The sequence below is a fragment of the Steroidobacteraceae bacterium genome (assembly GCA_041395505.1).
Classification (GTDB): Bacteria; Pseudomonadota; Gammaproteobacteria; order Steroidobacterales; family Steroidobacteraceae; genus JAWLAG01.
Genome location: JAWLAG010000002.1, coordinates 375,910 through 402,436, shown reverse-complemented (window position 1 = coordinate 402,436; position 26,527 = coordinate 375,910). Strand labels below are relative to the sequence as shown.

Genomic DNA, 26,527 nt, shown 5'->3' with positions numbered 1-26,527 from the left:
CGCAAGCAGATTCTGCTGACGGTCGCCTGCAATACTTGACGTAATGTTGCTCGCCGCAAGTCAACTACCGACTTTACCCCACGGCCCTACAGGGTGTTGCGCCTCACGCGCTAGGGGTTGAGCCCGAGTTCCTTTCGTAGTCATTCAGGCTAGGTTTATGCCTGAGCGCAACTGCGCACGCGGCCATCTTGTGGGTCGCTAACGATTGCACAGCTTTGCCGTGCTAGGGGACGAAGAAGATGCACTACCAAACACTGGGTTTTGCCTTGCGACGATGCAGCATGATCATGGCAGCGCTTGTTGCCATCGCGTCTGCATCGACGCTCAACGCGGCTACCGTCAACGTCACGGTCACCAATCCGACGAATGATTTCGATCCCGCGCTGGGCGTTCGCTGGGTGCTCGAAGAAGACGTCACGCACGAGATCGATCCGGCCAATCCCGTTGCGCCGATCAGTCCGTCGGCAACACCGCCGATTTCGGGCGCGCAGATCGATACCGCGACGTTTACGTTTCACAAGAGCTACATGCCCCTGTCGCGCAGCGGTGAATCGGCCGGTCCATCCTTCGCAATTCCCGATGTCGACCCGGGCAAGCGCTACTACCTGAGCGTACTTCCCAATCGTCCCGCGGATTCGACCTGCACCACGACCGGCGCTGTCTGCTACACCATGTCCGGTGCTCCCGTACGTTTCCCGATCGGCGCGGCCGCCGATGCGGCGCTCGCGGTGCGCGTGGTACTCACCCCGCAACCCATTCCACCCGCCCAGGCCCGGGTCTATGTGTTCGATGACCGCAATCCCATCAACAACTCGCCCGACGCGACCGAGCCGGGCCTCGGCGGTTTTGCCGTATTCATTTATGACGCCGGTGGCGGTCCGATGGTCACCGACGCCTTCGGCAATCCGCTCGGCACGGTCTATGTCCTGTGCCCCAATGGTGAATGGCTGGATGACGATGCGGCGCCCTGCATCAATCGACTGGGCGATGGCACGATCCACACCATGACTGCAGCCGAGGTCGATGACCCGGTTTTGAACCCCAATCGCCTGAAAGTGGGTGAAGTGCTGATCCAGAATCTCGCACCCGGCAAATACGGCATCCAGGTGGTGCCGCCCGCGGGCCAGGGTTGGAAGCAGACGACGACCATCGAAGGCACGCCGGGCATCGATGTCTGGTTGCGTTCGGGTGAGCCGACGATCGCTGTCGAGTTCGGCCCGACGTTCGCGCATGCCTTCTTCGGCTTCGTCAAGGAATTCAACAATCTCTCCGGCACACACAGCATTTCCGGCAACGTCGTCACGCAGCGCATCGCGCGGCCCGGGCTCGACCCGACCATAGCCCGTCAGCTTTATCCGGGCGATCCGGTCAGCGCCTGCTGGATTGGTCTCAACGATTCAGCCACCGGCGAAGGTGTCTACGTCGGCAAATGCAGTGCGAGCGGTGACGGCACGTTCACCATCCCGAACGTGCCCGATGGTACCTACCAGGTTGTGGTATGGGATCAGTACCTCGATTTGATCATCACTTTCGCAACCGCTGTTGTCGATGGTGCCAACGTAACCGATCTCGAAATTCAGGCGCCCAACTGGTTTGCCGATCAAGAGCACTTCGTGTTCAACGATCTCAATGGCAACGGCGTACGAGACGCCGATGAACCCGGTATCCCCGAGCAGGCCATCAACATCCGTTTCCGCGATGGCAGCATCAATTTCGCCTCGGCGACCGACGTCGACGGCTACCTGCCGATCGAGGAGCTGTTCCCGTTCTTCAGCTGGGAAGTCGCTGAAGTCGATTTCGCGCGTTTCGATGCGTCGAGCGTGCGGGTTACCGTCGACGAGGGCGGTCCCCTCGGCAACACCCAGCCACCGCGCATCGAGACCACCGGCTCCTGCGGTGGCGCGGCCAATTGCGAGCAGGTCGACGCGCCGCCCTTGCTCGAGGGCTTCCAGTCCTTCTCGGGCACGAATCACACCTTTGAATGGGGCAAGAAGGCCTATGCGCCGGGCAAGAACGGCGGTATCACCGGCGTTGTGTACTACCAGGTGACGCGTGCGGAGAACGATCCGCGCTTCGCCGCGCCGGAGACCTGGGAGCCTGGCATTCCGCGCGTGCAGGTCAACCTGTACTCGGCGGACGCCAGTGGCAATATCCAGGACATCAATGGCATCGCGGGCATCCAGCTCGCGGACGTCGATAACTATCCGTTCTGCTGGTCGGATCCGGACTCAGTCGCCGACACCACGCTCTGCCCCACAGGCATTGCGCGCGGCCCCGAGGACGAAGTGCGTAGCGGCAATGGCGTTGCCTTCAGCCAGGGCGATGCCCTTGAAGTGACCCACACCGACAGCTGGGACGATAACCTGCCGACGGACTGCGTCAACGACACCCTGCTGGGCGATGGCCCCTGCTATGACGGTCTGCGCAACTGGACCCAGGTCCGCCCCGCGGTCTTCGACGGTGGCTATGCCTTCGGTGAGCCGTTCACCAGCTTGCACCTGAACCCCGGCACCTATGTCATCGAAGCCAATACGCCGGATGGCTATTTGCACCAGACCGAGCAGAGCAAGAACGTGGACTTCGGCGATACCATCCGGCCCCAGGCGCTGCCGCCGGTCTGTGTTGGCGATCCGACCCATGTACCTGGATTGCAGGTCGATGGCGTAACGCCAAACCAGGATTGGAACAATGTTCCCGGCGAGCTCGAGCTGTTCCCGGGCGTCCCGATCGATGCACGTTACACCGGCGACCGGCCGTTCTGTAACTTCAAGCAAGTCCTCGTGACCGACGGCAAGAACGCCGCGGCGGACTTCTTCATGTACACCCTGGTGCCGCTCGCGGGCCACATCCAGGGCAATTCGACCAACGACATCGGCTCGACGGCCAACCCGAATTCGCCGGCTTTCGGCGAGAAGCAGCCGCCGGCCTATATCCCGATCTCGATCCGTGACTATGCGGGCAACGAAGTCAATCGCCTGTACACCGATCGCTATGGCCGATACAACGGTCTCGTTCCCTCGACCTATCGCATCAATGCGCCGATGCCCACGGGCGTGTCGCCCAATATGGTGCAGGTCTGCCTGAATGCGCCGACGATGCCGAATCCGGCCGACCCCAGCATGCAGATTCCGGATCCGTATTTCGATCCGCGCTTCTCGCAGGGCTGCTACACCTTGAACTTCTCGCCGGCGACCACGACCTATCTCGATACGCCAGTGCTGCCGGTGGCCGCGTTCACGACGGCCGAAGAGTGGCAGATCGATACGAACTATCCGAGCGGTACGCCGGTTATCTATTCCGCCAGCGCAGCCGCCAACGGCGTCGGTGGCGGACCCTTCGTGCCAACTGGCGTTGCGACCACGCTGACATTGCGCGCGCTCGGCACGATCCAGGTACCGAATCCGGCGCTTGCGCGTCCCGCGACCGAGCCGCGTGATTACGGCTTCGGCAGCGGCGGTACGGTCACATTGAACGGCCAGCCACTCGCCCTGGTTGGTGCCTGGGATGCCAATGAAATCTCCGTGACGATACCGGCGGGTGCGACGACCGGTCAGCTGATGATCCAGCGCACCGACTCCCAGCTCTCCACGGTGACCGGTGTAACGGTCATCGTCGGCAACCCGGCCGCCGTGCGCGCGGTCGCACCGGGCGGCACTGTTCAGGATATCCAGGCGCAGATCGACGCCGCGGGCCCCGGTGGCATCGTGCTCGTTCCGCCCGGCCTCTACTACGGTGGCCTGATCGTGACCAAGCCTGTGCAACTGCAGGGCTGGGGTGCGCCGTCGGTCATCATCAACTCCGGCCGCAACGTCAATTACGCCAATTTCCTCGCCTGGCAGCGCGATGTGCACAACCGCGCCAACTGCACTGGCGAGATCGGCTTGCTTCCGGGACAGCCTAACAATATCGGCGGTGGCACCAATCTCTGCAATGGACTGCCCGGCAGTGGACTGTTTGCGACCGAGGAAAACGCCGGCGTCCTGATCGCACCGCGCTCAGGTGTGTTCGGCAGCGCCCCGGCGCGGGTCGATGGTTTCACGTTCATGAGCTCGGACTATGCGGCGGGCGTGCTCGTCAATGGCTATACGAGCAATCTCGTCATCAGCAACAACGTGGTGTCGAACAACCAGGGTCTGTCTGCCGGTGGCGTGCGCATCGGTCACCCGAACCTGGTGGATGGCAACGGCCAGTTGGTCAGCGCCTATAACAGCAACGTCAACATCCACCACAACAAGATCGCGAGCAACAGCTCGACCTTCGATCATGGCGGCGGCGTGGCGCTGTACCAGGGGAGCGACAATTATCGCGTCACCGACAACTACATCGTCGGCAACTTCACGCAAGGTGATGGTGCCGGTATCGCCCACTATGGGCGCAGCCCCGGCGGCGTCATCGAGCACAACCAGGTGCTCATCAACCAGTCCTATGACCAGACCGCGCAATCGCGCGGCGGTTCAGGCGGCGGCATTTTTGTCGCCGGTCACGAGGCGGCGGCCGGTGCCGTGGTCAATGTCAGCACCGGGTCGGGCTCGGTTCGCATCAATGCGAATCGTATCCAGGGCAACCAGGCCGGCGCCGGCGACGGTGGCGGTATCGCGCTGCGCTGGGTCAACGGCCAGGATGTCGCCAACTCGCCCAACGCCTCCAGCTGGGATCGCATCGATATCTTCAACAACATCATCACCAACAACGTCGCGGCACTGGCGGGAGCGGTCTCCCTGCAGGACGCACTGGCTGTCAACATCGTCAACAACACGATCGTGAACAACGACAGCATCGCGGCTGCATCAGCGGCGTTCACCAATGCGGATCCGAATGTGTCGGATCCACAGCCCGCCGGTATCGTGTCGCGGGCGCATAGCGCCGACCTTGCGGCGTTGCCCGGAGTCAATACCGATTTCTCCAATGCGCGCATCCGCAACAACATCATCCTGGGCAACCGCCAGCAGTACTGGAACGGCAACATTCCGCCGGGACCGGGCCTGATTGTCGTGCCGAACGGTGTGTCCGATCTCGCGGTGCTCGGTGCCGGCGGCGGTGCACGGCTCGATGCGGAGTACAACATCCTCACCCAGAATCCGTCGAATAACGGCTATCCGTCGAACAACCCGCGCGTGCCGCTGTCCAGCGAGGACGCGCTGCTGCGCGAGCCGTTCTATAACGGCAACACCAGCACGGCCACGTTCCCGTTCAACGCAGCGAGTTTCGATGTGCCGCTGGTCGCGGCCGCGGCGACGGACGAAGGCGGCAACTTCGTCAGTGCCTGGCACGGGCCGCTCGCGCCGGTGGGAAATTACCACCTCGAGGCCGGTTCGTCGGCCATCGACCCGAATCTCGGGGCGGGTGGCAACGGCACCAACAGCAACCTGAGCCTGGGTGCCGCGCTGGTGCGCGACTACGACGGCGACTCGCGTCCCGTTGACGGTACAGCCGGCAATGGCGTCACGATGCGCGCGGACATCGGTGCAGACGAAGCGCCGGCCGTGGCCAACGCGACGCCGGCGCCGCCGCAGATCCTGTCCGTGCCGCAAGGCTGCGCGACAATCTTCGGCACACCGACCTGCAATACCTACTTCGGCGTCCCATTCCAGTACCAGGTGATCGCGGCCGATCCGAACGGCTATCCGCCGCCCATCACTTATATCGTCGAGCGTGTCAATCTCTTCGGGGGGACGCTCGCACTACCCGCCGGTGTGTCGATTGGCAGCACGAGTGGATTGCTCACCTGGACGCCAACGTCGAGCCAGGGTGGTACCTATCTGTTGCGTGTCACGGCGTATACGGGCACGAACAACACCGCCAATCGGGCGCGCCAGACATTCGCGCTGATCGTGTCCGACGGGCAGGTGTTGCCGACGCCGGCCAACCAGAGCTTCGACGTGACCAGCAACGGTGGACTGTCGCAGCCGGCCCCTGGCGTCTTGAGTGGCTATCCTGCCCTGCCGGCGATCTTCTTCGGTTCGCCGAGCGCCGAGCTCGTTGGCAATCTGAACGAGGGCGGCACGGTGACGCTGGCGCAGGATGGCTCCTTCAGCTACCAGCCGGCTCCGAACTATGTCGGCACGCCGACCTTCCAATTCCGCGTCGGCGCGCCACGTGTGATCGGTGCCATCCTCGGCGATACGGCCTACAGCGATGTGGGAACGGTCACGCTCAATCGTGAACTCGCGGTGACCCGTGCCGAGTACTTCGCTGCCTCGGGTGGCGGCGGACGCTGGGAGATCTCGGGTCTCGGCAGCATCAATGGCCGAACCATCACCGTGACCCGCGATGGCGCCAACGAATTGGTCGGCAGCACGACCGTCGGCGGCGGCACATGGACGATCGTCGTGACCGGCGGGCCCGCCTGGGTCACGGGCGATACCGTCACGGTGGTGGCATCGGGTACCGGTGCACCTGGCGACTTCACGGTCGCTGCGGTACCGGTGATTGCGGGTGCAGCCTCCGGCACCGCGCCGGCAACCACGGCCTATGTGCAGTGCAAGGGCGATACCAATGGCGATGGCATCAGCGACACGCCGGGCATCGTCTGCCGCCACCTGGCCGCGGGCGATGGCTTCATCCGCATGGCTGACGGCCGCGAGATCTACACCTTCGGCTTCAACGACGTGACCGGCGTGCCGGAAAACGAAGCCATAGCCGAGGGTCTGCTCAACGCCAACTTCCCGGCACCGACGCTCGCGTTCGACGAGGGTGACGAGGTCTACCTGTCGCTCACCAACGTGGGCACGATCATGCGGCCGGACCTGTTCGATCCGCATACCGTGCACTTCCATGGCTTCCCGAATGCGGCGAGCGTGTTCGACGGTGTGCCGGAGAGCAGCATCGCCATCAACGGCGGGTTCACGTTCACCTACTACTACAACATCGTGGAGCCGGGCACCTTCATGTACCACTGCCACGTCGAGGCGGCGGAGCACATGCAGATGGGCATGCTGGGCAGCCTGTACGTGCGGCCGAAGCAGAACGCGTTGGCCGCGGGCGGCACCGTGTTCGGCGATGGCAGCTACAGCAAGTTCGTGTACAACGACGGCGACGGCTCCACGGGCTATGACGTCGAAGTGCCGATCCAGATCGGCTCGATGGATTCGAACTTCCATGACGAGCACCTGGCCGTGCAACCACTGCCGTTTGCCGACATGCATGACGATTACCCGATGCTGAATGGCCGCGGTTATCCGGATACGGTCAACCCGAACCCGATTGACCCGGTCACGGACGGCGACAAGGCGACCTCGGGTGTTCGCAATGCCACGACTTCGTCGCAGCCGGTGAGCGCGCTGGTCGAAGCACGGGCGGGCGACCGTGTGCTGCTTCGAATCAGCAATCTCAACGTGACCCAGTTCTACACGCTGGCGACCACGGGACTGCCGATGAAGGTCGTGGGTACGGGCGCTCACATTCTGCGCGGACCCGGCGAGGACGATCTGTACTACACGACCAATTCGATCACCCTGGGTGGCGGTGAGGCCGTGGACGTGCTGGTCGATATCCCGGCAGGCGCCGCGGTCGGCACGACGTGGATCCTGTACTCGACCAATCTCAACGAACTGAGCAACGGCGAGGAAGACTTTGGCGGCATGATGACCGAGATTCGCGTCGTCGCCCCGTAAAGGACCTGGAGGCAAGGAAAATGAGTACTGAGATGAAGACTTCGGGTGCCTGGCTGGTCGCGATGCTGCTGGTTGCGCCCATGACGCAGGCCGCGGTTTCGGGCATCAGCGGCACACCCTGCGCCGGTGCAAGTGCCTGCTTCGACCTGCAGGCACGGGCGGGGCATATTGCGCTTGGCGACGGCAACAGCCTGTTGACCTGGGGATATGGTGTTGCGGGGAGCGACATGCAATACCCGGGACCCACGCTGATCGTCAACCAGGGTGATACCGTGCAGGTCACGCTCACAAACACGGACATCCCATTGCCGGTGTCGATCGTGTTTCCCGGCCAGGTCGGGGTCAACGCTTCGGGTGGCACGACCGGGCTCATCACCAATGAAGTGGCGACGGGCGGCGGAACCGTGACCTATACCTTCACGGCCTCGAATGCCGGCACCTATATGTATCAGAGCGGCTCGACGCCCGAGCTCGAGGTCGAGATGGGTATGGTGGGTGCGCTGATCGTCCGGCCGTCAGGGTTCAACGCGGCGAGCCCCCATGCCTATAACTACGGCACGGTGGCCACGGCCTACGACCGCGAGTTCCTGTTTTTTCTGTCTGATATGGACCGCCGGGCGCATGCCGCGGTCGAAACGACGCTGCAGGCTGCGCTGGCAGCGGGTACGCCAATAACAGACGATCTGCTGGTCGCCGCCGCCGACCCGGCTGCCTACGCTGCGACGCTGTGGTTCATCAACGGCCGCAATGGCCCGGACACCATGCATCCGGACAATATTGGCTGGCTGCCGCGTCAGCCCTATGGCGCACTGGCGCGCATGCACCCGGGCGAGCGCACGTTGATGCGCATTGTCGGCGCGGGTCGTGATCTGCATCCCTTCCACCATCACGGCAACAATGCCTGGCTGATTGCCCGCGACGGCCGCGTGCTGGGCTCGGGTGATGCGACGCCCGAGGCACCCTATCCTGATTTTCTGCCACGACCTCCCGTCGCACCGCTCGCGAATCCCGATCTCGCTCCGGGCGGCGTGACCTCGGCGCGCTTGCCGGATCTCGCAACCTCAAACTACACCGTGCAGGTCGTACCCGGCAGCACCTATGACGCGATCTTCACCTGGACCGGACTCGGTCTCAACTGGGACATCTACGGCAATCGACCGGGGCACTCGCCATCGGATTGCGGCGCGCGTGAGCCGAACGAGGATCCAAACAGTCATTGCAAGGCGATACCCGTCGTGCTGCCTGAGCAACAGTCGCTCACTTTCGGTGGCCTGTGGAGCGGCAGCGCCTACCTCGGCACGCTCGAAGCGTTGCCACCCAACCAGGGCGGCTTGAATCCGGCGGGCGGCTTTTCGTACATGTGGCACTCGCATACCGAGCGCGAACTCACGAACGATGACATTTTCCCGGGCGGCATGATGACCATGATGATCATCGAAGGCCCGGAAGTTCCGCTCGACTAAGTGCTGCGGGCGCATGAGGACAAACGATATGAATACGATCTGTAAGCGATCCAATCTGGCGTTACTCGCCGCGGGACTGTTGCTCGCGAGCGCGACCGCTTCGGCGCAGACTGAAGTGTGGCTGCGTGTGCAGCAATTCAACAAGCGGGTCGCCGACGGCTCCGGCAATGGCAATGGCACGACGGCTGTCCCCATGTGGGGCTATCGTGAGTGCACGGCCAGTTTCGCGGCCTGCTCGGGTCCGGTGCTCTCGCCCGGCCCGACCATCAACATGGCGCCTGGCGATACGACGCTGACCGTTCATATCCAGAACCGCCTGCCACCGGGTCTGGCGAACATCACCAACGCGACCTCGGTCGTGATCCCTGCCTTGCCCAAGGCAATGAGTCCGGTGAAGTTCACGGATGGCGACGGTCGCGAGCGTGTCCGCTCCTTCGACACCGAAACTCCCCGCACGCCTGCAGCGGCCAGTGAAGGCACCTATGTGTGGGAGAACGTTCCGGCGGGTACTTATCTCTACCACAGTGGTACACACCCGCAGGTGCAGGTGCAGATGGGTCTTTTTGGCGCCGTGGTCAAGCGCGCCAGCGCGACCGAGGCCTATCCGGGCGTCGCGATCGACGGCGATCAGGTGCTGCTGTTCAGTGAGATCGATCCTGCGATACACGCCGCAGTGGATACCGATACTTATGGCGTTGCGCCCGGTCCCACCAGCACCGAGCGCTATCACCCGCGTTTCTTTCTGATCAATGGCGAAGCCTATCGCCCCAATGTCGATCCCATCGACGTGCCGGCTGGCAACGTGCTGTTGCGGCTCGTGAACGCGGGCATCGAGAGCCACGCGCCGCAGCTCATTGGTGAGTACTTCACGACGGTTGCCGAAGACGGCCATCCGCTGCCGGCACGCCACTCGCAATACTCGACACTGCTCGCCGCCGGCAAGACCCTGGATGTGCTGTTTGCACCGGCCACGGCGGCGACCTATCCCATGATCGATCGCACACTGCGACTGGCGAACAACAGCACGGCCGGCGGCGGCATGTTTGCCCGGTTGCGCGTTGGCAATACGCCGGGCGTCGGCAATCCGATCGCGGCGGACGACCTCTTCTGTGTGCAGTCGCCGACCGGCGAGGGCGTCTGCAACTTCGAAGGAGGCAACATCGTCAGTGGCGCCATCAATACGGGTGCGCCGGGCGTGCTCGGCAACGACAGCGACCCGAATGGCGACCCCATTCGCGTGTCACCGGGCCAGGCCTTCGTGCTCTCCGGCGTGGCGCAGCCGCCCGCAACCCTTGCTGTCAACGCAGGTACGGCGGCTGCCGCGGGTAGGCTGGCCTTCAATCCGCAGGATCCCACCTGGGTCGGCATCGCTTCGTTCACCTATACGGTGACGGAGAATGCGCCGGGCGTCATCCTGGCGGATCAGCTGGTGAGTGCGCCGGGCACGGTGCGCATCGTGCGCGACATGCGTGCAAGTTCCACGGTATTCCACAACCCCGCCGGTACGGCCCAGGATCAGTGGGAACTCGCGGGCGTCCTGCGTGATGCCCCGGTGGGCGGCACGGTGACAGTCCAGTTCGTACAGAACACCGGCAACACCAACTGCACGCGCGTCGGCCAGGGCGTCGATGGCGGTGCAACCCCGACGGTTGTGCCGGTGACAGGCAACAGCTGGACGTTCACGGGCCTCCTTGCGAATCCTGCCGGCTGCAACCGCATCCGGATCGAAGCGCGGATGCCCGACATGCCGGGCGAAGTGTCTGAACACAACACCGCCCTGGAAACCAACTTCCAGCGCGTCAACACGCCGCTTTGAAGAACTTGGATCCAGCGCGATACACGGCAGGCAGCACGTCGGCCGCTGCGCAAGGCAGCGGCCGCAACCTGGTGGCGACGCTTGGTCTGGTGGTCGCGACGCTGCTCGCGGGTTGTAACGCCGAGGACGCCAACAAAGTCGTATCCATCGACGCGATACGTCTGACGGCAGCGGGACACTATGTGGATCTTCGCTACCGCGTGCTCGATCCCAAACTCGCCAATGCGGCGCTCGGGCCCAAGGTGAAGCCGGTGTTGATCGACGAGGCGAGTGGGCGCGAGATGGAAGTCCCGATGACGGCGAAGCTCGGGCTCCTGCGTCAGTCGAATGCCGACCAGCACCCCGGACGCACATACTTCATTTTGTTCGCCAATACCGCGGCGGTGCGACCCGGCAGCAAAGTCACCGCCAAGCTCGGTTCGCTCGAACTCAAGCACCTCACCGTCGAGTAAGGCGCCGGGATTCGCGCGAATCCCGGGCGGATGGCGCAATCAGTCCTCGATCAGGAAACTGCGCAGCTGCTCGGAGCGCGAAGGGTGGCGAAGCTTGCGCAGCGCCTTCGCTTCGATCTGACGTATACGCTCGCGGGTGACGTCGAACTGCTTGCCGACTTCCTCGAGGGTGTGGTCGGTGTTCATGTCGATACCGAAGCGCATGCGCAGCACCTTGGCCTCGCGAGGCGTGAGCTGGGCGAGCACGGCGTGGGTCGTCTCGCGCAGCGATTCGCTGGTTGCCTGGTCGATGGGCGAGGCCACCGAGGTATCTTCGATGAAATCGCCGAGGTGTGAGTCCTCGTCATCGCCGATGGGCGTTTCCATCGAGATCGGTTCCTTGGCGATCTTCAGGACCTTGCGCACCTTGTCTTCGGGCATCTCCATGCGCACGGCGAGTTCATCCGGGGTCGGTTCGCGTCCCATCTCCTGCAGCATCTGCCGCGAAATGCGGTTCAGCTTGTTGATGGTTTCGATCATGTGCACCGGGATGCGAATGGTGCGTGCCTGGTCGGCGATCGAACGCGTGATGGCCTGACGTATCCACCAGGTCGCATAGGTCGAGAACTTGTAGCCGCGGCGGTATTCGAACTTGTCGACCGCCTTCATGAGGCCGATGTTGCCTTCCTGGATGAGGTCGAGGAACTGCAGGCCGCGGTTGGTGTACTTCTTGGCGATGGAGATGACGAGGCGCAGGTTCGCCTCGACCATTTCCTTCTTCGCGCGGCGTGCCTTGGCCTCGCCGATCGAGACCTCGCGGTTGATCTCCTTCACCTCGTTGATCGACAGGTGCAGGAGCTGCTCCAGCTGCTGCAGCTTGACCTGGCGGCGCTCGACCTCGGGGGCGAGCTGCTCGAGCGGCGCCGAATACTTCTTGCCGGCCTTGATGTGCTTGGTGATCCAGCGCGGGTTGGTTTCGTTCTTCGGGAAGGTCGTGATGAAGTCCTTGCGCGGCATGCCGGCTTCGCGCACGGCGAGCACCATGATTTCCTTCTCGAGCAGGCGCACTTCGGAGACGTGCGCGCGAAGGTTGGAGATGAGCGCATCGAACATGCGCGGCGAGAGCTTCAGCTCCATGAACTCATCGGACAGACGCTTGCGCAGCTTGACGGTCTTCGGTTCCTTGGCATCGGCCTTGGCGAGTGCCGCGAGCAATTGGGTTGCAAGCTTGCCGATCTTGGCGAAGCGTGCTGCGGCTTCTTCCGGATCGGGACCGGTGTCGACGGTCTCCTCGCTGTCGTCGCCGTCTTCGTCTTCGCTGTCGTCGTCTTCCGACTTGTTTTCATCGCGCGCCTCGACCTTGGTCGGATTCTGCGGCTGGGCAATGACGTCGGGCGCGTTCGGGTCGATGAACCCGACGATGATGTCGACCAGCCGGCCCTGACCGGCTTGCACCTGCTGATAGGCTTCCTGCAGGAAGGAAAATGTCGCGGGGTACATCGACAGCTGCAGGCGAACAGCGTCGAGGCCTTCTTCGATGCGCTTCGCGATGCGGATTTCGCCTTCGCGTGTGAGCAGCTCGACCGTACCCATCTCGCGCATGTACATGCGCACCGGATCGGTCGTACGGCCAAGTTCCGCATCGAGGGCCGCGAGCGCGGCCGCGGCTTCTTCGATCGCTTCTTCGTCGGTCGGACCGGAGGGCTCGGCGGCAAGCAGGGACTCGCTGTCCGGTGCCTTTTCGTACACCGGAATGCCCATGTCGTTGATGGTGTTGACGATCTCTTCGATCTGCTCGGGGTCGACGATCTCGGAGGGGAGGTGATCGTTGACCTGGGAGTAGGTCAGGTAGCTCTGTTCCTTGCCGAGCGCGATCAGGAGCTTGAGCTGCGACTGCCGATCTTCGGGCAGGGTGCCGCCGCTGCGCTCGGGCGCGAGCAGTTTTTCGATTTCGGGCGATGCGCGACGGCCGCGGCGGCCTCTGCGCGCGGGTGCCGCGGCGGTCGGTTGGGCCGGCGATGCGGGCGGAGTCTCGCTCGCAGTCGTTGTGGGGGCCGCAGTCTTGCGCGCGCGGACCTTGGCTTGGGCGGTTTTCGCTGCAGCGACCTCGGATTTGGCGGCCGCGCTGACTTTCGCCGCTGAAGCTGGTTTGGCTGACGCTGCGGACTTCGGCGCGCTTCGCGCCGGTACTTTTGCCGCCTTGACGCGCGCGGCGGGCTTGATGTTTTTCTTCGGCGCCGGCGCCGCCTTGCGCTTCGCGCCAGACCGGGTGGCACTTTTGCGTGGCGCAGCCGCGCTCCTGCGGCGTGCGCCTGCGGCGCGCGTCGCACGGTTTTTGGTTGCCGCTTTTTTCTTGGATTTCTTGGCCGTCATGTTTCCTTTGCCCGCAACCGGGGCACTGCGATCAACGCAAGATGATCGACAAACGCTCGGGTCGGAGGGACTGTGCTCGCAAGAGTTAAGCCGACAATTCTACTTTGACAGGGCAGTCATCGCCAAGTTTGCAGGCCGGCCAGTGGCAACTTGCCGAGCGCAAAGGGGGTACGCCGTGGCGCGGCAAACAGCGTGCCAACAAGGTGCTGAAGTCAGCGCTTTTCGCCGTCGCCGACCTTTGACATAAGCGCTTGAAGTTCCTGCTTTTCTTCGGCGCTGAGCTGGTCGCCCCGCGCGATCAGGGCGTCGATGCGCTCCCTCACCTCGCCCGCGATCAGACGGTCAACCGCCGCAGTGAGTTCCCGGGCAGCGGCCGATTCATCCGTCAGGGCAGGGGCATTGCCCGACAGCTCCGCCAGGCGTTCCTCGTAGCGATGGCCGCGCCAGCGCTCGAGCAGGCCGCCCATTGTGAGGCCCGGAGTCGCCCGCAGCTGCGCCAGGATTTCCGACAGCACGTCGACGCCGGGTCGCGCGCTGCGGGCAAGCGCCTCGCACCGTCCGTCGTCGATGGCGGCCGCTGCGGCGGGATAATGCAGGGCGATTGCGAGCGCCTGGGTGAGCAGATTGCCGCGCCCCGGCCGCATCCGGCTGGCGGGCCGCGGCGGGCGCTTGTGACTTGCCCCCGGCGCACTCGCGGGGCGCGCGCCATTCGCATCCACCCATAGGTCCTGCAACTGCGTGGCTGGCAGGCCGATCTCGTCGGCAATCCGGCTGATCAGCAGCGCCTTGTAGACACCGTCCGGCACGGCAGCCACCAAGGGCTTGGCCGCGGCGGCGAATCGTGCGCGACCGTCGGCGTGGGCCAGATCCAGATCCGCTGCCAGGCCGCGCACCAGAAATTCCGACAGCGGCTCGGCGGCATCGAGGCGTTGCTCGAACGCTTGCCTGCCTTCCTTGGCCACGAGGCTGTCCGGGTCTTCACCCTCGGGAAGAAAGACGAAGCGGATCTCGCGCCCCTCGCGTGCTTCACCGAGTGCATTGCCGAGCGCGCGCCAGGCGGCGCGGCGGCCCGCAGTGTCGCCATCGAAAGCGAATACCACTTCGCGTACCAGACGGAACGCGCGTTGCAGATGCTGTGCCGTGGTTGCGGTGCCGAGTGTTGCCACGGCATAGCCGATGCCCGCCTGGTGCAGGCGCACGACGTCCATATAGCCCTCGACGACCAGCAGCCGGCGCAGCGCATCGCGCTGCTGGCGAACTTCGTAGAGTCCGTAGAGTTCGTGGCCCTTGTGAAATAGCGGTGACTCGGGCGAGTTGAGGTATTTCGGTTCTCCGGCATCCAAGACCCGGCCGCCGAATCCCAGCACGCGGCCGCGAATATCGCGTATCGGAAACATGATCCGGTCGCGAAAGCGGTCGTAATAGCCCTCGCTCCCGCCGTCCCGCGCGATGATCAGGCCGAGTTCGGCGAGGTGTTGCAGGCGCTTGCGATCGGTCCCGAATCGTTGCAGCAAGGCATTCCACGATGGGTCCGCAAACCCCAGTGCAAAGCGCTCGATGTCATCACCCGCCAGACCACGGCGGCGCAGGTACTCGTTCGCACGTTTGTCCGCGCGCAGTTGTTGCTGGAAGTATCGCGCCACGTCATCGTTGAGGCGCTGCAGTTCGTCACGCTGGCGCTCGGCAGCATCGGCGGGCGCATCGCGTGGCACCTCGAGGCCGAGGCGCTGCGCGAGCTCGGCGATGGCGTCCGGGAAACTCAAGCGGTCGAACTCCATCAAGAAGCTGAGCGCGGTGCCATGCGCGCCGCAGCCGAAGCAGTGGTAGAACTGCTTGGCGGGACTCACCCAGAAAGATGGCGTTTTTTCGTTGTGGAACGGGCAGCAGGCCTTGTATTCGCGACCGGCTTTTTTCAGTTCGACGCGGCTGCCGATCAGTTCGACGATGTCGCAACGCGCGATCAGCTCGTCGATGAAATGCTGGGGGATCCGGCCTGCCATGTGGCTAATCGGCTGGTTCGCGGATCTCGATTGCGAGATCGTCAAGCACAGGCCGGCCTCGTGGCGCTCCGTTTCGCGCGTCAATTGCTGCGTGGCATCCCCCATTTTCCAGGACCGTGGCGCGCAGGGATGTGCGCCCCGTAGCCCCCAGGGAGGGGTTTACGGCGTTCCTGGAAAATGGGGGATGCCACGCAGCAGCCGTGGCACGCGTGCGTGAGCGCCGCGCGGCAGGCATGATCGGGATGTATTTGACGCGTGACATGCCGACAAGCATATCGCCAAACCGCCGCGACCCGCGCGGCCGGGACAATCAGCCGGCGAGCCGGGCCTTGACCTTCGCGCTGATGACCGACATGTCCGCCCGGCCCTGGGCGCGGGCCTTCACCGCAGCCATCACCTTGCCCATGTCCTTGACGGTGCTGGCGCCGGTTTCGGCGACGCAGGCATTCACCAGTTGCTCGATCTCGGCTTCACTCAGTTGCGCGGGGAGGTAGGCGGCGAGCAGTTCGACTTCGGCGGTTTCCTTGGCGGCGAGATCGGCGCGGTTGCCGGCTTCGAACTGGCTGATGGCTTCGCGCCGCTGTTTGATCATTTTCTCGATGACCACAAGGACCGCGGTATCATCGAGCGTAATGCGCTCATCGACTTCGCGCTGCTTGATGGCGGCCTGCAGCATGCGAATGGTGCCGAGCCGCTCTTTCTCGCCCGACCGCATCGCCGCTTTCATGTCTTCGGTGATGCGCTCCTTGAGTGTCATCGTGGGCGCGCGGTCCCGATGGTGGCGCGTTTGATGTGCCGCTTGATGGCGGCGGCCTTCTTGCGCTTACGTTCCTGGGTCGGCTTCTCGTAGAATTCGCGGCGACGGAGCTCGGTCAGGACGCCGGCCTTTTCGCAGGCACGCTTGAAGCGCCGCAAGGCGACATCGAAGTACTCGTTTTCTCGAACTCTCACGCTCGGCATCGAAACACCAACCTCTTGATTTTAATGAATTTATCCGGACTGCCCGACGGAACAAAGGCGGGCATTCTAATGACCCGCCAGACAAAAGGCAAAAAGCGATGACTAGCGGTGAGAAACCGCGCCTGGTCCTCGGCATCGAAAGTTCCTGTGACGAGTCGGCGGTGGCGGTGATGGACAGCGAGCGCGGCCTGCTGGGCCATCGTGTCTTCAGCCAGATCGAGCTGCATCGCGCCCACGGCGGCGTGGTGCCTGAGCTCGCGTCGCGGGACCACATCCGCCGCCTGCTGCCGATGATCGAACAATTGCTCGCCGACCTTGGGCTCGCGCGGGGCGAGCTCGATGCCGTGGCCTACACGGCCGGACCGGGGCTGGTCGGCGCGCTGCTCACGGGTGCGGCGCTTGGCGAGGCGCTCGCCTTCGCCCTGGGGATTCCGGCGCTGCGCATTCATCATCTGGAAGGGCATTTGCTCGCGAGCGAGCTCACGCGCGAGCCACCGCCTTATCCGCATGTGGCGCTGCTCGTCTCGGGCGGTCATACCCTGCTCATCGAGGTCGCGGCCCGCGGCCATTACCAGCTGCTCGGCGCGAGCCGCGACGATGCGGCGGGCGAGGCTTTCGACAAATGCGCCAAGCTCTTAGGGCTGTCCTACCCGGGCGGGCCACAGCTTGCGGCGCTTGCCGAGCGGGGTCGCGCCGGCGCCTGCGTCCTGCCGCGCCCGATGCTGCATCAGGATAATCTCGAATTCAGTTTCGCCGGCCTCAAGACTGCCGTTCGCCAGGCGATTCTCAATGAGCCCGAGCTCGGCGATGAGCGTCGCGCCGATATCGCGCGCGCTGTTCAGGATGCCATCGTCGAGGTGCTGGTCGGCAAGTCGAAGCGCGCACTCGAGCTGACCGGACTGTCCTGTCTGGTCGTCTCTGGCGGCGTCAGCGCCAATGCCGAGCTGCGCAGCGTGCTCGCGACGGAGCTCGCGGCGATGGGCGCGAGCTGTTATTTCCCATCGCTGGAATTTTGCACCGACAATGCCGCGATGATCGCGCTCACCGGGCTCCTGCGATTGACCAGCGGCGAGGGGCTGTGTTCCGATCTGGCGATCGTGGCGCGGCCGCGCTGGCCGCTCGAGGAGCTCAATACCCGATGAATTTCGACGACGGTGCCGATGTGATATTCCTGCGCGGCCTTACCACCGAATGCATCATCGGTTTCATCGATTGGGAACGGCGCGTGCGCCAGCGCGTCGTGATCGACCTCGAGATGCCGGCCGACTGTCGCCGTGCGGCTGCGCGCGATAGCGTCGATGACACGCTCGACTACAAGCGCGTGGCGAAACGCATCATCGCCTTCGTCGAAGAGTCGCAGTTTCATCTCGTGGAAACGCTGGCCGAGCGGCTGGCGGCGCTGCTCCTCGAGGAATTCGCCCTCGCCTGGGTGCGCCTGTCGATCAACAAGCCGGGCGCCATCCGCGGTTCGCGCGATGTCGGCGTGTCGATCCTGCGCCGGGCGGGCTGAACTTGGTTGCCGTCTATGTCGCCGGCGGCAGCAACGTCGATGCGCCGCGCAACGTCAAGCGCGCGGCAGCGTTGTTGCGCCAGCGATTCGCCGACATCCGTTTCTCGCATGCCTACCAGAATGCGCCAGCCGGGTTCGACGGCGCGGATTTCATCAACTTCGTCGCCGGATTCACGACCTCGGAACCACTTGCGGACGTCGTCGCGGCCTTGCAGAAGATAGAAGCCGCCTGCGGCCGCGCGCGCCTCGCGCCGAAGTGGGAGCCGCGCAGCATGGACCTCGACATTCTGCTCTATGGCGATGAGATCAACCTGCGCGGCTCGCCGCGACTGCCGCGTCCCGATCTGCTGCGCCGCAGCTACATGCTGGGGCCAATGGCGGAAATCGCGCCCGACGTCGTGCATCCGACGACAAGGCGCAGCGTTGGCGAGCTGTGGCGCGAGTTCGACGCGGCAAGCCATCCGCTCACGCCCATCGATCTCGATCTGGCGCGCGACTGAGCGCGTTACCAGCCGACGCTGCGGCCGCCATCGACCGCGAGCACCTGGCCGGTGACATAGTCGGCGGACGTCGCGAAGTAAAGGCAAGCTTTGGCAATATCGTCGGGATCGCCCGCGCGCTTCAACGCGGTGCGCTGGATGATGCTTTCGCGTTCGCTTTCATCGGGCCCGTCGTCCTCGGGCCACAACACCGGCCCAGGAGCTATGGCGTTGACACGGATCTCGGGACCGAGTTCGCGGGCCAGTGAACGCGTCAGTGCGATCAGCCCGGCTTTGGCGATGCTGTAGACCGGATAGTTGCGCAATGGGCGCATGCCGTGAATGTCGACGATATTGAGTATCAATCCCTTGCTCGCGCGCAGCAGCGGTGCCGCCGCCTGCGACAGGAACAGGGGCGCGCGCAGGTTGGTGCCCACCAGGTCCGCGAACTGTTGCTCATCGATGCTGCCGAAAGGCGTCGGATAGAAGGTCGAGGCGTTGTTGACGAGAATGTCGAGCTTGTCGTCGGGCGCTGCGGCTGTCGCAATGATCTGCGGCAGCAGTTCCAGATCGAGCAGGTCCGCCTGCACCAGCGCGACCGAACCGGCGCGATCGCGCTGCAGCGCTTCCGCCAGCTGCTGCGCCTGCTCTGCGCCGCTGCGATAGTGGATCACCACGCGCGCGCCCGCGCCATGGAGCTTGCGGGCCATCGCTGCGCCGAGGCGATGCGCTGCGCCCGTGATCAGCGCGGTGCGGCCCGCGAGCGGTGCTGAGTTTTTCGCCATGCAGCGATTATGATGCCACGCGTGAGCGGGACCAAGACGACCGTATTCGCCGATGCCGAACGCGCGCAGCTCGCGGCCGTGCGCGAGCGGGTGGATGACGAGCTCGCGCGCGCCGGCGGTTGGCTTGGTTTTGCCGACTACATGCGCCTCGTCCTCTACGCACCAGGCCTCGGCTACTACAGTGCCGGTGCAACCAAGTTCGGCGCCGCCGGAGATTTCGTCACGGCGCCGGAGATCTCGCCCCTGTTCGCGCTCGCCCTCGCCCGGCATTGCGCGCAATTGCCCGAAGTCCGCGGCGGCACGATCCTCGAACTCGGTGCCGGCACTGGTGCGCTCGCCGACGGGCTGTTGTGCTCGCTGCGCGAGCGCGGGCATCTGCCGAACCGCTATCTGATCCTCGAACCGAGCGCGGATCTCGCCTCGCGCCAGCGCGAGCGACTCGCGCGCCTGCCGGTTGAACTGGCCGCGCGCATCGAGTGGCTGACCCGACTGCCCGCCGCGCCGTTCAGCGGCGCGTTGATCGCCAACGAAGTCGCCGACGCACTGCCGGTCGAGCGCTTCGAAATTCGCGGCGACGGCGGCGTGGACGAGATCGGAATCGGCGTTCGCGAGGGACGCTGGCGACTCGTGCCGCGCCCCGCCCGCGACGCGCTGGCCGCTGCGGTCGCCGAATTGCGCGGCCGATTGCCGCATGCGTTGCCGGCCGGCTACCGGAGCGAGATCTGCCTGGAACTTCCACCCTGGATCGCAAGCCTCGCGAGCATGATCGCGGCCGGCAGCGTCCTCCTCATCGACTATGGCTTTCCAGCGGGCAGCTACTATCACCCGGATCGCAGCGATGGCACGCTGCGCTGTCACTTCCGCCATCGCGCGCATGACGATCCGCTCCTTCACCCTGGTTTACAGGACATCACCGCCTGGGTGGACTTTTCCGCGGTGGCGACGGCCGCTGCGGCGGCGGGTCTGCGGGTGGATGGATTCGTGACCCAGGCGGCGTTCCTCGCCGCCCTCGGTCAGTCAGAATGGCCGCGGCTGCTCGCGCAGCAGGACGATGAAGCGGGGCGACTGCGGCTTGCGAGCCAGATGAAAACGCTGCTGCTGCCCGGGGAAATGGGTGAAGCATTCAAGGTGATGCAACTTGGCCGCGGCCCCGTGCCAAGCTGCAGTGGCTTCGCGCTGCAGGACTTGCGTTACAGTCTCTGACCGGGAACGAAAGGCGGATTGCATGGAGTGGATACAGGTCGCGGTGCTGGCAATCATCCAGGGGCTCAGCGAGTTCCTGCCGATTTCAAGCTCCGGTCACCTGGTGCTGGTGCCGCATTTTCTCGGCTGGCCCGACCAGGGACTCGCCTTCGACGTTGCGATTCATGTCGGCACCCTGCTCGCCGTGCTGGTCTATTTTCGGGCCGATATCGGCGCCATCCTGGGTGGCCTCCTGCGCGCAGCCCGCGAACGTCGCCTCAACAACGGCGCGATGCTCGGCCTCTACCTCGGTTTCGCGACCATCCCGGTGGGCCTGGTCGGCGTACTCGCGGGGGATTTCATCGAAGCACGGCTGCGCGAGCCCCTGTTCGTGGCAGCGACGCTCGCGTTCTTCGGATTGCTCATGTGGCTCGCCGACGCCTATGGGCGGCGCAACCGCGAAGTGCACGGCCTGCGTTTCGGCGATGCCATGCTGATCGGCTGTGCGCAGGCGCTCGCGCTCATGCCCGGCACTTCGCGCTCGGGTGTCACCATGACGGCCGGCCTCGCGCTCGGCCTGACGCGCGAAGCCGCGGCGCGATTCTCATTCCTGTTGGCGGTGCCCGGCATCGGCGCCGCGGGTGCCTGGGAAGGCTTGCACCTGGCGCGGGTCGGCATGGACCTCGAGTGGAGCAAGATCCTGGGTGGCGTGCTGCTCTCGGCGCTCACCGGCTATCTTTGCATTCATCTGCTGCTGCGCGTGCTACGCAGTGTCGGACTTGCGCCGTTTGCCATCTACCGGCTGGTACTGGCGGTCGTGATCGTCGTGGTGTTCGGCGGCGCATGAACCGCCGCGGATGCCTGCCTATTTGAGCTTGCGGCCCGCGGTGTTGTATGGGTCGCCGCCCTGTTCGTCGCTGTCGCGCCAGGCGTTGACGAGCTTGAGGTCGGCATCACGCAGGGCGGGGACCGTGGTCGTGAACTGATTGTTCCACTGCGCTTCTGCGCCGCGCGGGTTGTCACGACGCGCACGCGTCGGCGCCTTGCCGTCCGGTTCCGGTGCGAATGTGAACGGGACGTCGTCGTCCGGTCGGCCATGACTTGTGCCCATAGTGGCTAAAGATTACCACCGTGGCGCGATCCGTGGCAGGTCAGCCGTCCGGCGTCAAGGCCCATTCGTCGGCGCGGCAACCGCCTGTCGCGTCAATGCGGCCGTCTGTCGGCCATGCGCTCGGCGAGACAGGCGAGTCGGCGTTCGTGCAGCCACTGGCGCATCGCTTCGCCCGACAGTTCGGCGATTTGCGCCGGGCCGGGTGCAACCCCTGCAACGGCATCCCGGAGCGCGGCAAGCCAATTCGCCTGCGGGTAGGGCTGTTGCTCCCGCCCCGTGCGTCCGCGGGCATCGTATTCGCAGCACGCGAGCAGCGCGTTGAACCTTTCCGGTCGACGCAGGGCGTCGGCCTGCTCGAACAATCGCAGCACGGTTGCGGGGCGAAGCTCGAACGCGCGATGCACCCGGGTGTGATGCGTCGCGGCCAGCACGGCGAGATCACGGAACTCCCGGGGCGCATGCAGACGGTCAGCGAGCGCGGCGGCAAGCCGCGCACTGCTCAGTTCATGCCCGCGATGGCTTGGCCACTCGTTGCGCGGTGTCAGGCCCTTGCCCAGATCATGGGCGAGCAAGGCGAAGCGGACCGCAACGTCGGCCTGCTCGCGGGCCGCCACTTCGAGACAGAGCATGACGTGCACGAAGCTGTCGATCTCAGGGTGCCAGCGCTCGGGTTGCGGCACGCCGCGCAGGGCCTGCAGCTCTGGAAAGACCACGGCCAGCGCGCCGCACTCGGCGAGCACCTCGAAGTAGCGCTGCGGCTGCGGCTCGCCCAATGCGCGCCGGGTTTCCTGCCAGACCCGCTCGGCAACGAGCGCGCCGGCTTCACCCGAGTCCACCATGGCGCGCATGAGCGCCATTGTTTGCGGTGCCACGGTGAATCCGAGCGCGGCGTAGCGCGCCGCGAAGCGCGCGACCCGCAGGATCCGCAACGGGTCTTCGGCGAAGGCGGGTGATACATGGCGCAGGATGCGCGCGCCGAGGTCGCGTTCGCCACCGTAGGGATCGAGCAAGCTGCCGTCGTCATCGCGTGCCATGGCGTTGATGGTCAGATCACGGCGGCGCAGATCTTCCTCGAGTGTGACATCGCTCCCGTGGTGCGTCTCGAAGCCGTGGTAGCCCGGCCCGACCTTGCGCTCGGTTCGCGCGAGCGCGTATTCCTCGTGGCTGTCGGGGTGGAGGAAGACCGGGAAATCCTTGCCGACTGCGCGATAGCCCTGTGCCAGCATCTGCTGCGGTGTCGCGCCGACCACGACCCAGTCGCGCTCTTTCACCGCACGACCGAGCAGCTGATCGCGAACTGCGCCGCCGACAAGGTAGACTTTCACGCTGCCGATGTTACCTGAGCGCAGCCGCCAGCTACGATTCGCCTTGTTGCTCGCAACGACCGGGGTTGCCTCGACCCAGCTCGGCGGCTGTGCGCTTGGTTACTACGCCCAGGCGGCGCGCGGCCAGTGGCAGCTGCAGCGTGCGCGCGAGCCGATCGGCGCAGTCATCGCCGATGACCGGCGCCCGAAGGCATTGCGCGAGCGTCTCGCGTTGCTGCGCGAGGCACGGGAGTTCGCGGTCACGGAACTGGCACTGCCCGACAATGCGAGCTATCGCAGCTATGCCGACATCGGCCGTCCCTATGTCGTGTGGAATGTCGTCGCGACCGGGGAATTCGCGCTCGAACCGCGGCGCTGGTGTTTCCCCATCGTCGGTTGCCTTGCCTATCGTGGCTATTTCCGCGAGTCCGCGGCGCGGCGGATGGCCGCGCGATTGTCGCGCCGGGGTGATGATGTTGCCGTCGGCGGCGTTGCGGCCTATTCGACGCTCGGGCGGTTCGCCGACCCCGTGCCGAGCAGCATGCTGCGTTATTCCGACGCCACCGTGATCGGCATCATGTTTCATGAACTCGCGCACCAGGTCGTCTACGTCGCCGGTGACACCGCGTTCAACGAGGCCTATGCGTCGGTCGTGGAACAGGCCGGCATCAGCGCCTGGCTCGGCCAGCGCAGGCCACCGCAGGCCGTGATCGCCTGGCAGGAAGAGCAGGTGCTGCAGCGACGGTTCGAAGGACTGGTGGCCGCTGCGCGCGATGATCTCGCCGCGCTCTATGCCGGCGGTGGCACCCCCGAGACGCTGCGCACCGCCAAAGCGGGTCGTCTTGCGATGCTCGCCGTGTCGGTCGGCGAGTTGCGTCGCGGTGGTGAGCAAGAGAGCGCATACGCAGCCTGGCTCGAGGGTGGCCTCAACAATGCGCGCCTCGCGGCGGTAACGACCTACTCCGACTGTGTGCCTGCATTGCGCCGGCTGTTGGACGAGCAGGGCGGTGACCTGCGGCGCTTTCACGAGGCGGTCCGTAAACTGGCGGCGCGCGATCAGGCGGCGAGGTCGTCATTCTGTGCCCGGATCGACGGCGGCACCGACGATGACGGCCCGGGCCATACCGCAACGAGGGAACCCTAATGACCATGCCACGCTTGGCTATCGTTCTGTCCTGCCTCGCCGCGCTGGCGGGCGAGGCCGCAACGCCGTTGCCGCCGCCGCAGGCCACGCTCGTCATCCGCAATGCCCGCATTTTCGATGGCAGCAACCCGAACCTGCTCACCGGACGTGACCTCCTGATCGACGCAGGCAAGATCATTGCGCTGCAGCCGGCGGGTGCGCTCCCGGCTGGGAGTGAGACCACGGTGATCGATGCCGGCGGTCGCGTGCTCGTGCCCGGGCTGATCGACGCCCACGTGCATCCCGCGCAGCCCATCCCCAGGGCGCAATTGCGCGACAGTGATCCGTCCTATGTGACCCTGCGCGCGGCGGAGGAGCTGCGGCGCATGCTGATGCGCGGCTTCACCACCATACGCGACATGGGTGGACCGTCTTTCGGGCTGAAGCAGGCCATCGACGAGGGCCTCATTCCGGGTCCAAGGATTTTTCCATCGGGTGCGATCATCAGCCAGACCGGCGGCCATGGCGATATGCGCGAACGCATCGCAACGCCCGCGGTCGCGCTCGGCGGGCCCGCGGATCCGCTGCAGCTGCTCGGCTATTCACTGATCGTCGATGGACCTGCGCAAGTGGCTGCCGCAGTGCGTGAACAGCTGCGCCTCGGCGCGACGCAGATCAAGCTGACCGCAGGCGGCGGTATCTCATCGCAGTACGATCCGCTCGACAGCGTGCAGTTCTCCGCCGCCGAACTCGAGGCGGCCGTGCAGTCCGCCGGCGACTGGGGAACTTATGTTGCGGTGCATGCCTACACGCCGGCCGCCATCAGGCGAGCCGTACAGGCCGGCGTGCGTTGCATCGAGCACGGCCATCTCATCGACGAGCCGACCATGCGGCTCCTGGCCGAGCGCGGCGTGTTTCTGTCGCCGCAGGCCTATTTGTTCAGCGGCGCCTTCGCGCCGCCACGTCGCGGTAGCGGGCCGCCGAGCGCCGCGCAGCTTGCCCAGCGCGCCAAGTCGCAGCAGGTCAGTGCCGGGCTCGATACCATGATGCAGCTCGCAAAGCGCTACAAGGTCAGGATTGCCTTCGGCACCGATGTCTTCGGCGCGGCATCGGTCTACGAATTGCAATCGCACGAGTTCGCGGCGCGCAGTCGCTGGTTCACCCCGGTCGAAATCCTGCACCAGGCGACGGCCAGCAACGGCGAGTTGCTCGACTGGTCGGGCCAGCGCAATCCCTACGGCAAGCTGGGCGTCATCGAGGTCGGCGCGCTTGCCGACCTGCTGATCGTCGACGGCGAGCCACTCGAGGACATCGCGGTCTTCGATGATCCCGAGCGCAGCCTTCGCGTGATCATCAAGAATGGCGCCATCGTCAAGAACACCTTGTGATACGGCCCACTGCGCCTCAAGTGGGATCTCGAGATGACGTACTAGCGTCCGGCCCTCTCGCGAAAGCCGGCAAGCCGCGCCTCGCGCGCGCCGCGACCCAGATAGGTGGGCGCGATGCTACCAAGCTGCGTGGGCCTGATGCCAAGTGCGGCGAGCCCATCGACGCTGCAGACCGAGTCGCGCTCCAGCGAGCGGAAGTTATCCAGGGTCAATGGCCGACCGGGCAACAGGCCGAGCACGGCTGCCTGCAGGGCGCCGAGGCTGTCGGGCAGGCGCAGGATATGGCAACGCTGGCCGGTCAATTGAGCCGCGTACTCGACAAGCTGCGCGAGTGTCAGTACCTGCGGGCCGCACAACTCGTAGCATTGCCCGGCAGTGGCCGGGTCGCGCAGCGCGCGGACGAATGCGCGCACCACATCGCCGACCCAGACTGGCGCAAAACGGGTGTCGGCACGCGCAAGCGGCATGATGCCGAGCGGGGCGATACGAAGCAGCGCGGCGAAGCGATTGAGCAGCGTATCGTTGCGACCGAAAATCACTGACGGGCGAAATATCGTCGTTGCGACACCGCCGGCCCCGGAGAGCAGCTGCTCGGCATCGGCCCTGCTGCGGAGGTAGGCGCTCGGCGCATCCGCGCTCGCACCGAGCGCACTCATCTGCAATAGACGCGGCACCGCGTTGGCGCGACAGGCCGCCAGCAGGTTCTTCGCGATCGACACGTGGGCGCTCGCATAGCGCTGCTTTGCATCACGGCCTTCGTTCAGGATGCCGATCAGGTTGATGGCAACGTCGGCATCGGCCAGTTCGCGCGACAGCGCCTGCGGCAGATGCGCGTCGGCGCGCTGCAATTGCAGCTGTGGCAATACCCGCAGATGGCTCGCGGCGAGGGGATTGCGCGTCAATACCCGCAGCTGATGTCCCCGGCGGGCGAGTTCGCCGACCAATGCACTGCCGACGAAGCCCGTGCCGCCGAGCACGCAGATTCGCAT

19 protein-coding genes are annotated in these 26,527 nt (G+C 65.1%); 11 read left to right on the top strand and 8 right to left on the bottom strand.

The window, feature by feature from the left end; genetic code table 11:
- Positions 1-239 precede the first annotated feature (239 nt).
- Genes R3E77_14575 through R3E77_14560 form a run of 4 tightly spaced genes read left to right on the top strand, consistent with a single transcriptional unit; the run spans position 240 to position 11,344 of the window.
- The gene (locus R3E77_14575; protein ID MEZ5500634.1) at positions 240-7,613 is read left to right on the top strand and encodes a multicopper oxidase domain-containing protein; all 7,374 of its coding nucleotides are present in this window, start codon (positions 240-242) and stop codon (positions 7,611-7,613) included.
- 20 nt (positions 7,614-7,633) lie between these two features.
- The gene (locus tag R3E77_14570; protein ID MEZ5500633.1) at positions 7,634-9,076 is read left to right on the top strand and encodes a multicopper oxidase domain-containing protein; all 1,443 of its coding nucleotides are present in this window, start codon (positions 7,634-7,636) and stop codon (positions 9,074-9,076) included.
- Positions 9,077-9,104: 28 nt separating this feature from the next.
- Positions 9,105-10,892 carry an Ig-like domain-containing protein gene (locus tag R3E77_14565; GenBank protein ID MEZ5500632.1) on the top strand — a complete coding sequence of 596 codons (1,788 nt, stop codon included), beginning with the start codon at positions 9,105-9,107 and terminating at the stop codon, positions 10,890-10,892.
- A 5-nt stretch (positions 10,893-10,897) separates the two neighbouring features.
- Complete coding sequence (locus tag R3E77_14560) at positions 10,898-11,344, top strand: hypothetical protein (protein MEZ5500631.1); 447 nt, start codon at positions 10,898-10,900, stop codon at positions 11,342-11,344.
- Positions 11,345-11,383: 39 nt separating this feature from the next.
- Here the strand turns inward: R3E77_14560 and rpoD are convergent, their stop codons facing one another.
- The 4 genes from rpoD to rpsU form a co-directional block, all read right to left on the bottom strand.
- Positions 11,384-13,696 (bottom strand): RNA polymerase sigma factor RpoD, encoded by a 2,313-nt coding sequence (gene rpoD / locus R3E77_14555; GenBank protein MEZ5500630.1) that lies wholly within the window; start codon positions 13,694-13,696, stop codon positions 11,384-11,386.
- A gap of 212 nt (positions 13,697-13,908) precedes the next feature.
- Positions 13,909-15,696, bottom strand: a complete 1,788-nt coding sequence (dnaG, locus tag R3E77_14550) for a DNA primase (protein MEZ5500629.1) — start codon at positions 15,694-15,696, stop codon at positions 13,909-13,911.
- Between the two features lie 310 nt (positions 15,697-16,006).
- A complete protein-coding gene (locus R3E77_14545) occupies positions 16,007-16,453 on the bottom strand; it encodes a GatB/YqeY domain-containing protein (protein ID MEZ5500628.1) in 447 nt (148 codons plus the stop codon).
- Positions 16,450-16,656: a 30S ribosomal protein S21 gene (rpsU, locus tag R3E77_14540; GenBank protein MEZ5500627.1), complete on the bottom strand. Its 207-nt coding sequence runs from the start codon at positions 16,654-16,656 to the stop codon at positions 16,450-16,452. Before rpsU ends, R3E77_14545 begins: the two co-directional genes overlap by 4 nt.
- A gap of 98 nt (positions 16,657-16,754) precedes the next feature.
- Here rpsU and tsaD point away from each other — a divergent pair, with 98 nt between their 5' ends.
- Genes tsaD through folK form a run of 3 tightly spaced genes read left to right on the top strand, consistent with a single transcriptional unit; the run spans position 16,755 to position 18,666 of the window.
- Positions 16,755-17,798, top strand: a complete 1,044-nt coding sequence (gene tsaD / locus R3E77_14535) for a tRNA (adenosine(37)-N6)-threonylcarbamoyltransferase complex transferase subunit TsaD (GenBank protein MEZ5500626.1) — start codon at positions 16,755-16,757, stop codon at positions 17,796-17,798.
- Positions 17,795-18,166, top strand: coding sequence for a dihydroneopterin aldolase (folB, locus tag R3E77_14530; GenBank protein ID MEZ5500625.1), 372 nt, complete (start codon positions 17,795-17,797; stop codon positions 18,164-18,166). Before tsaD ends, folB begins: the two co-directional genes overlap by 4 nt.
- 2 nt (positions 18,167-18,168) lie before the next feature.
- Complete coding sequence (gene folK, locus R3E77_14525; GenBank protein MEZ5500624.1) at positions 18,169-18,666, top strand: 2-amino-4-hydroxy-6-hydroxymethyldihydropteridine diphosphokinase; 498 nt, start codon at positions 18,169-18,171, stop codon at positions 18,664-18,666.
- A gap of 5 nt (positions 18,667-18,671) precedes the next feature.
- On the opposite strand, the gene R3E77_14520 is transcribed toward folK, so the two are convergent.
- Positions 18,672-19,430, bottom strand: a complete 759-nt coding sequence (locus tag R3E77_14520; protein ID MEZ5500623.1) for a pteridine reductase — start codon at positions 19,428-19,430, stop codon at positions 18,672-18,674.
- Positions 19,431-19,451: 21 nt separating this feature from the next.
- Between R3E77_14520 and R3E77_14515 the strand changes: the two genes are divergently transcribed.
- On the top strand, positions 19,452-20,633 hold the full coding sequence (locus R3E77_14515; GenBank protein ID MEZ5500622.1) for an SAM-dependent methyltransferase: 1,182 nt from the start codon (positions 19,452-19,454) through the stop codon (positions 20,631-20,633).
- Positions 20,634-20,655: 22 nt separating this feature from the next.
- Positions 20,656-21,459: an undecaprenyl-diphosphate phosphatase gene (locus R3E77_14510; protein ID MEZ5500621.1), complete on the top strand. Its 804-nt coding sequence runs from the start codon at positions 20,656-20,658 to the stop codon at positions 21,457-21,459.
- An 18-nt stretch (positions 21,460-21,477) separates the two neighbouring features.
- On the opposite strand, the gene R3E77_14505 is transcribed toward R3E77_14510, so the two are convergent.
- Together R3E77_14505 and R3E77_14500 are read right to left on the bottom strand one after the other, a co-directional pair.
- Positions 21,478-21,723, bottom strand: a complete 246-nt coding sequence (locus R3E77_14505; protein ID MEZ5500620.1) for a hypothetical protein — start codon at positions 21,721-21,723, stop codon at positions 21,478-21,480.
- Between the two features lie 92 nt (positions 21,724-21,815).
- A complete protein-coding gene (locus R3E77_14500; GenBank protein ID MEZ5500619.1) occupies positions 21,816-23,048 on the bottom strand; it encodes a multifunctional CCA addition/repair protein in 1,233 nt (410 codons plus the stop codon).
- Between the two features lie 7 nt (positions 23,049-23,055).
- On the opposite strand from R3E77_14500, the gene R3E77_14495 reads away from it, so the two are divergent.
- Positions 23,056-24,171, top strand: a complete 1,116-nt coding sequence (locus R3E77_14495; protein ID MEZ5500618.1) for an aminopeptidase — start codon at positions 23,056-23,058, stop codon at positions 24,169-24,171.
- Complete coding sequence (locus tag R3E77_14490) at positions 24,171-25,538, top strand: amidohydrolase family protein (protein ID MEZ5500617.1); 1,368 nt, start codon at positions 24,171-24,173, stop codon at positions 25,536-25,538. The genes R3E77_14495 and R3E77_14490 overlap by 1 nt, the downstream gene beginning before the upstream one ends.
- Positions 25,539-25,579: 41 nt before the next feature.
- On the opposite strand, the gene R3E77_14485 is transcribed toward R3E77_14490, so the two are convergent.
- Entirely contained in the window at positions 25,580-26,527 is a 948-nt protein-coding gene (locus tag R3E77_14485; GenBank protein ID MEZ5500616.1) for a complex I NDUFA9 subunit family protein, read from the bottom strand.